We start from the raw sequence: 6,704 nt of genomic DNA, 5'->3' as shown, positions 1-6,704 counted from the left end.
ACATAGAGGCTGTCATGGCCGGCGTCGCGATCGGCATTTGCCTTGTTGAACAGGCTGGCGAACCGTTCCCTCAGCGGCTGAAGTTCGGGCGGAAAGGGGTCTTTCCCCTGTGACAACAGCTTCGCCATCACCTCGGCCGCGATTACGGTCGCTACAAAGTCGCCCTGTTCGTTGAGAACTTGCTGAAGCAGCGTTTCACCGGCATATTCCAGCAGCATGCTGTGGCCGTCGCGGCCGAGCAGGCGCACCGCGCCTGCGCCGCGCCGCCAGGCGAGATAATGCTCGCCGCGCAACTCGTCGGCGACATCGTCGAAAGGCTTGAGCGCCTTGACGATCGCCGGCGAGCCGTCTTCGCGCAAAACCTTCCAGATGCGGCTCGAAAAGGTCTCGGCAATGAGTTCGGGCGCGCTGACTTTCCAGCGCGCCGGAAAGGCTGGCGTGTCCATCAGAGGCCGAGCATCAGGTCCATGTTCTGCACGGCGGCACCGGAGGCACCCTTGCCAAGATTGTCATAGACCGCCAGCAGCAGGGCCTGCGCCCGTTTGTCATTGGCAAAGACATAGACCTTCATCCGGTTGGTGCCGTTGTAGACCTCGGGATTGATCTCCGGCATGCGCTCCGAATGCGCATAGGGCGCCACTTCGACCACGCCGCCCTTGATGGCGGCGAAATGGTCGGCAATCGCCGCATGCAGCTCCGCACCGGTCGGCACATGGTCGAGGCCGCCAAGCTGCAACGGCACGACGGTGATCATGCCTTGCGCGAAATTGCCGACCGCCGGCTGCATGATCGGATCATGCGACAGCCTGGCATAGGCCCTCAATTCCGGCACGTGCTTGTGCTGAAGCGTGAGGCCGTAGGGCAGGAATTCCGAGGCTTCCTCGCCCTTGGCGACATAGTCCTCGATCATCGGCCGTCCGCCGCCCGAATAGCCCGAAATGCCGTTGACGGTGATCGGGAAATCCGCCGGCAGCAGGCCTGACGTGACCAGCGGCCGTAGCGTGGCGATCGGTCCCTGCGGCCAGCAGCCTGGGTTGGCGACGCGTTTTGCCGAGGCGATCGCCTTTGCCTGGTCCTTGTCCATCTCGGCGAAACCATACGCCCAGCCTTCCGCCACGCGATGCGCGGTCGACGCATCGATGACCTTGGTGGTGTCGTTGGCGATCAGCGAGACGCTTTCCTTCGCCGCGTCGTCAGGCAGGCACAGGATCGCGACATCGGCGGCGTTGAGAAACTCGGCGCGCGCCGCCGTTTCCTTGCGGCGTTCGGTCGGGATGGAAATGATCTCCAGATCACTGCGCTCGGCAAGCAGCGCCCTGATCTGCAGGCCGGTGGTGCCGTGTTCGCCGTCGATGAAGATTTTCGGTTTCATGGGTTGATCAAATTCCCTGATATTTCAAGATTATATGCCCTGCCCTTGAATCACTGCGGCACCATTGTGGTTGCCGTTGTTCAACTCTTCAAGCCGGGCCTTTCGCTCAGCCAGCAGGCCGAGATATTGCATGGCCACCATAGAGCCGGCGATCGCCGTTATATCGGCGTGATCATAGGCCGGCGCAACCTCTACGACGTCGGCACCGACAATATCGATCTGGTTGAGTTGGCGCAGCGTCGACAGGATCTTCGCCGAGGACGGCCCGCCGGCAACTGGCGTGCCTGTGCCAGGCGCGTAGGCCGGATCGAGGCAGTCGATGTCGAAGGTGAGGTAGGTCTTCTTGCCGCCGGTGCGGTCGACGATGGCGTAGGCGATATCGGACGCCCGCATCTCCTCGATTTCATGGCCATGGAGGATCTTGATGCCGAACGTGTCGGGTGCATGGGTGCGGATGCCGATCTGGATCGAGCGGTCGGGGTCGATGATGCCTTCCTTGACGGCACGGCCGACGAAGGATCCGTGGTCGATGCGCTTGCCGTCGTCCGGCCAGGTGTCCTGATGGGCGTCGAACTGCACCAAGGCGAGCGGACCATGGATGGCGGCATGCGCCTTGAGCAGCGGCCAGGTGACGAAATGATCGCCGCCGAGCGTCAGCAGGAAGGCGCCGGACTTCAGGATCTTGGCCGCTTCACGTTCGATCGTGCCGGGTGTCTTCTGGTGATTGCCCGAATCGAGCAGGCAATCGCCATAGTCGACCACCGCCAGATGCTCGAACAAATCGCGTGAGAACGGATATTGCGGGTCGTTATCGAGGATCGCCGAGGCGCGGCGGATCGCCTGCGGCCCGAAGCGGGCGCCCGGCCGGTTGGTGACGGCGGCATCGAAGGGAATACCCCACACCACCGCGTCCGCGCCCTTCACGTCTTTTGTGTATTTGCGGCGCATGAACGACAGCGCGCCGGAATAGGTCGGCTCGAACGCGGCGCCCGTTTTGGAACGGGCGGTGAAGGCGTTGTCGACGTTGTTGTTCGCCATTACGGATCCTCGTTTTTCATCGGGGTGCAACAACTACAGAACCGGCACGGAAGATGCCAGTCACAGCTTGGCGAGACGGAATGGCGCTGCCCGAGTGCCACGGCAAGACAGGATTGTATCATCATGACGCAGACCGCGTTTCTCAACCCCGCCCGTGTCGTGGCGTCCGCCCGCACCGGCACGGTCGCCGGCGAACGTTTCCTGGTCCTCGATTCGTGGCGCGGCATCTGCGCGCTTCTGGTGGCGCTGTTTCACTTCCCGACCGGGTCGACGATTTCGCAAAGCGCCTTCATCGGTTCGTCCTACCTGTTCGTCGATTTTTTCTTCGTCCTTTCCGGTTTCGTCATCGCCAGCAGCTACGGCGATCGGCTGAACCAGCCGGAACAGGTCGCGCGCTTCGCACTGGTCCGTTTCGGCCGCATCTACCCGCTGCATCTGCTCATGCTTGCCGCCTTCGCCGGCTTCGAGTTGCTGCGGCTGATGCTGCCGCAATTGCACGGCACCGGGGCTGCCCCCTTCAGCGGAGGCTTCGACCTCGGCAGCCTGCTTGCCAATCTTCTTCTGCTCCAGGGTGTCGGTTTCGAGGATCAATTGACCTGGAATGCGCCAAGCTGGAGCATTTCGGCCGAGTTCTTCGCCTATCTCCTGTTTGCCGGCGTGGTCTTCGTCGCCGGTGCGCGCGCCTGGATATGGTTCGTCGCCGCCGCCGTCACCGCGCCGCTGTTCCTGCTCGGCTTCTCGACCCATCATATGGATGTGTCCTTCGATTTCGGCTTCATCCGTTGCCTGTACGGCTTCTCGCTCGGCGCCTTGCTGGCTTGGTTTCAGCATGATTCCATTGCAGGGGCGCGACAGGCCCTCGCCAGGAGCGGCCCGCGGATGGACTGGACCCTTGCCGAAATCGTCATGGTGACCGACATCGTGCTATTCGTCTCGCTGGCGGGCGGCAATGATTTCGGCATCGCGGCACCCCTGGTGTTCGCGCTGGCGCTGTTCCTGTTCGCCCATGAGGGCGGCTGGATCAGCGCCCTGCTGAGAACCCCGTTCATGTTGACGCTCGGCGCGCTGTCCTACTCGATCTACATGGTCCACATTTTCGTCCAGGCGCGCCTGATCAACATCGCCGGGCTCGTCGAGCGCAAGCTCGGCCTCGGCCTGATGGGCGATTTCATGCTGCGCGGCCAGCCTGCCACCGGCTTCGGCGCCGGCTGGACGGGAGCATTGGCGATCGTCGTCATGCTCGCGGCCACCATTGCCGCCTCCTGGATCACCTGGCGTTTTGTCGAGATGCCGGCCATGGCGTGGTTCCGCCGGCTCTCGAAACGCATCTGACGCGCACTCCCCGCGAACAACCGCTAGCCGGCTTCGTTCACCTGGATGTCACGAGGGTCGCCTATGCCGATCTCGATCCGGCAAGGAGCGATTCTCGATGCGGACCATCTGGCTGAGCCTTCTGTTTTCCTCGTCACTTGCGGCCTTTTCTGGCCAGTCATTGGCCGGCGAGACTCGCGCCAGGCAGATTCTTGATCGCTTCGAGCACGCCAACCAGTGGCGCGACCACATCATGGTGGTCGCGCATCGCGCCGGCAGCATGCAGGCGGGCAAGACGCTCTACGCGGAAAATTCGATTGCCGCCGTGGAGGGGTCGATCGCCATGGGCGCAGAAATCGTCGAGGTCGATATCAGGCGCTCGAAGGACGGTGAGTTCGTCGTCATGCATGACAGCTGGCTCGACCGCACCACCACCTGCAAGGGCGAGGTGGTCAAATACACCCTGGCCGAACTGAAGACCTGCAGGCTGGTGGTCGAAGGCACCGGTGCGGTGACGGGTGAAACAGTCTCGACGCTGCGCGAGATGCTGATGGCGACCAGGGACAGGATCCTCATCAACCTCGACAACAAGCTCGACGTCGGCGACCTCTCGGGCATGATCGCGGTGGCTCGCGATCTCGGCATGGCCGAGCAGGTTATCGTCAAGGAGAATTTGTGGAACCAGAACCGGATCACCATGGTCAAGGCGGCAATGACCGCTATCGGCGGCGGCTTCCAGTTCATGCCGATCATCGCCGATGACGCGGTGCGTGATGCCGGCTTCGCCCGGACGGTCGGCCATGCCTTTTCGCCGCGCGCAATCGAGCTGATCAACTGGCGGGCAGGCGCCGAGACGCTGACCGAGACCGGCGGACCGTTGTTCAGCATGCGCATGCGCGCGGCCGCGGTCAGGGGCAACTGGCACATCTGGGCCGACACCTACGCCATCGCCAACAAGCCGGGCGGCTTCCTGGCCGGCGGCCGCGGCGACGAACTGGCGGTGCAGGCCAGCCTGCCGCGCGAAGTCTGGGGTTTTTGGGCCGATCGCGGCGCCACAATCATCCAGACGGACGAGCCGAAGGCAGCCATCGTATGGCTGACGGCGAATGGTTTTCGCGTGTCTTATACAGATGGGGAGCGGCCGGTTGAGCCGGCGAATACGGCGAGCATCAATTAGAGGCTCGCCGCTGGAACAGCGATCTCCCCCCTTGAGGGGGAGATGGCCGGCAGGCCAGAGGGGGTCGCCGCGCACAGAGCGCCAACCTTCATCTGCCGCAGGAGGTCGCGCCCGGTCGTGCCGACCCCCTCTGTCGCCTTTGGCGACATCTCCCCCTCAAGGGGGGAGATTGGCTAGCTTCAAGCCGCTATCGCCATCCCATCCAACTCCTGAAGCACATCATCCGAAAGCTCCAGTTCGCCCGCAGCGAGGTTTTCCCGCAAATGTCCGACCGACGATGTGCCGGGAATCAGCAGGATGTTGGGCGCGCGGCGCAGCAACCAGGCGAGCGCAACCTGCATTGGCGTGGCGCCGAGGCGTGTTGCGACGTCCGACAGGGTGGAGGATTGCAGCGGGTTGAAGCCGCCGAGCGGGAAGAACGGCACATAGGCAATGCCGTCGCGGGCAAGGTCGTCGATCAGGGCGTCGTCGCCGCGATGCGCAAGATTGTACTGATTCTGCACGCAGACGATCTCGGCGATACGGCGCCCTTCGGCGATCTGCGCCGGCGTCACGTTGCTCAGCCCGATATGCCTGACCAAACCTTTTTGCTGAAGCCCGGCCAGGACGGTGAGTGGCGCTTCGATCGATCCCTCGGCGGGGCCATGGGTATCGAACATGATGCGCAGGTTGACGACGTCGAGCACATCGAGCCCAAGATTGCTTAGATTGTCGTGCACCGCCTGGGTCAGCGCCTCGGGAGAGAAAGCCGGCAGCCAGGAGCCATCGGGCCCCCGCCGCGCGCCGATCTTGGTGACGATGACGAGATCGTCGGGGTAGGGTGCCAGTGCTTCGCGGATCAGCCGGTTGGTGACGTGCGGGCCGTAGAAGTCGCTGGTATCGATATGGTCGATCCCCTGCGCAATCGCCTCGCGCAGCACGGCCAGTGCCGCGTCATGGTCCTTGGGCGGCCCGAACACGCCGGGCCCGGCGAGCTGCATGGCGCCGTAGCCGAGCCGCTTCACGGTATGATTGCCGAGCTTGAAGGTGCCGGATTGTTGGATGTTGGACATGATTGATCTCCTTTGAGGAGGCAGAGATAGGCGCTGCCCAACCTCGTGATAATCCGGTACAATCCACACAGGCCGTGCGGAATGGCGAACAATGATGGACCTCAGCGATCTGAACGCCTTCGTGGCGGTGGCGCGCGCCGGCGGTTTTCGCGATGGCGCGCGTGCGAGCGGCGGCAGCGCCTCGGGCTTGAGTGAGGCGGTGCGTCGCCTGGAAGTGCAGCTCGGTGTCAGGCTGTTCAACCGCACGACGCGCAGCGTTGTTCCCACCGAGGCCGGCCTCAGCCTGCTGGAGCGGCTCGGCCCGGCGCTGTCGGAGGTGGAGGCGGCGCTGGACGTGGTGAACGGCTTTCGCGACAGGCCGGCGGGCTCGCTGCGTCTCAATGTGCCGGTCAGCGCCGCGCGGTTGATCTTGCCCGATATCGTGCCGGGTTTCCTCGCCGCCTATCCCGGCATCCGTCTGGAAGTGATCGCCGATGAGAACTTTGTCGATGTGCTGGCGGCCGGGTGTGACGCCGGCATCCGCTATGACGAGCGGCTGGAGCAGGACATGATCGCGGTGCCGATCGGACCGCGCGTGCAGCGCTTCGCCACCGCTGCCAGCCCTGCCTATCTTGCTCGTCATGGGCGGCCGCAACACCCGAGCGACCTGCTTGGCCACTCTTGCGTGCGCGGGCGCTTTGCCAGCGGTGCGATGCTGCCTTGGGAGTTCGAGCGCGACGGTGAGGTGGTGCGGGTCGATCCGACAGGGCCGCTG

Annotated in this window: 7 protein-coding genes; 3 read left to right on the top strand and 4 right to left on the bottom strand. The window is 63.8% G+C overall.

Annotated elements, in window-relative coordinates:
- The 3 genes from EOC06_RS23015 to speB all read right to left on the bottom strand — a co-directional run.
- The coding region (locus tag EOC06_RS23015) for an aminoglycoside phosphotransferase family protein (RefSeq protein WP_281062102.1) at positions 1-446 on the bottom strand (446 nt) is incomplete at its 3' end.
- Positions 446-1,372, bottom strand: a complete 927-nt coding sequence (gene argC / locus EOC06_RS23010; RefSeq protein WP_127329685.1) for an N-acetyl-gamma-glutamyl-phosphate reductase — start codon at positions 1,370-1,372, stop codon at positions 446-448. The genes argC and EOC06_RS23015, both read right to left, overlap by 1 nt.
- Before the next feature lie 30 nt (positions 1,373-1,402).
- Positions 1,403-2,410, bottom strand: coding sequence for an agmatinase (gene speB, locus EOC06_RS23005; protein WP_128308866.1), 1,008 nt, complete (start codon positions 2,408-2,410; stop codon positions 1,403-1,405).
- 123 nt (positions 2,411-2,533) lie between these two features.
- On the opposite strand from speB, the gene EOC06_RS23000 reads away from it, so the two are divergent.
- On the top strand, positions 2,534-3,742 hold the full coding sequence (locus EOC06_RS23000) for an acyltransferase (protein WP_128308865.1): 1,209 nt from the start codon (positions 2,534-2,536) through the stop codon (positions 3,740-3,742).
- 97 nt (positions 3,743-3,839) lie between these two features.
- A complete protein-coding gene (locus tag EOC06_RS22995) occupies positions 3,840-4,898 on the top strand; it encodes a glycerophosphodiester phosphodiesterase family protein (protein ID WP_128308864.1) in 1,059 nt (352 codons plus the stop codon).
- A 179-nt stretch (positions 4,899-5,077) separates the two neighbouring features.
- Here the strand turns inward: EOC06_RS22995 and EOC06_RS22990 are convergent, their stop codons facing one another.
- Positions 5,078-5,950: an aldo/keto reductase family oxidoreductase gene (locus tag EOC06_RS22990; RefSeq protein WP_128308863.1), complete on the bottom strand. Its 873-nt coding sequence runs from the start codon at positions 5,948-5,950 to the stop codon at positions 5,078-5,080.
- 91 nt (positions 5,951-6,041) lie between these two features.
- Here EOC06_RS22990 and EOC06_RS22985 point away from each other — a divergent pair.
- Positions 6,042-6,704, top strand: a 663-nt coding sequence (locus EOC06_RS22985; protein WP_245469936.1) for a LysR substrate-binding domain-containing protein, incomplete at its 3' end; no start/stop codon positions are given.

It is taken from the genome of Mesorhizobium sp. M7A.F.Ca.MR.362.00.0.0 (assembly GCF_004023175.1).
Lineage (GTDB): Bacteria > Pseudomonadota > Alphaproteobacteria > Rhizobiales > Rhizobiaceae > Mesorhizobium.
Note: the sequence above shows the minus strand (reverse complement) of the source record. Positions and strands in the feature narration are given on the sequence as shown.

Bases quoted from the DNA above. Each gene is read 5' to 3' on its own strand.
- argC (WP_127329685.1), bottom strand. From the start codon at position 1,372: ATGAAACCGAAAATCTTCATCGACGGCGAACACGGCACCACCGGCCTG.
- speB (WP_128308866.1), bottom strand. From the start codon at position 2,410: ATGGCGAACAACAACGTCGACAACGCCTTCACCGCCCGTTCCAAAACG.
- EOC06_RS23000 (WP_128308865.1), top strand. From the start codon at position 2,534: ATGACGCAGACCGCGTTTCTCAACCCCGCCCGTGTCGTGGCGTCCGCC.
- EOC06_RS22995 (WP_128308864.1), top strand. From the start codon at position 3,840: ATGCGGACCATCTGGCTGAGCCTTCTGTTTTCCTCGTCACTTGCGGCC.
- EOC06_RS22990 (WP_128308863.1), bottom strand. From the start codon at position 5,950: ATGTCCAACATCCAACAATCCGGCACCTTCAAGCTCGGCAATCATACC.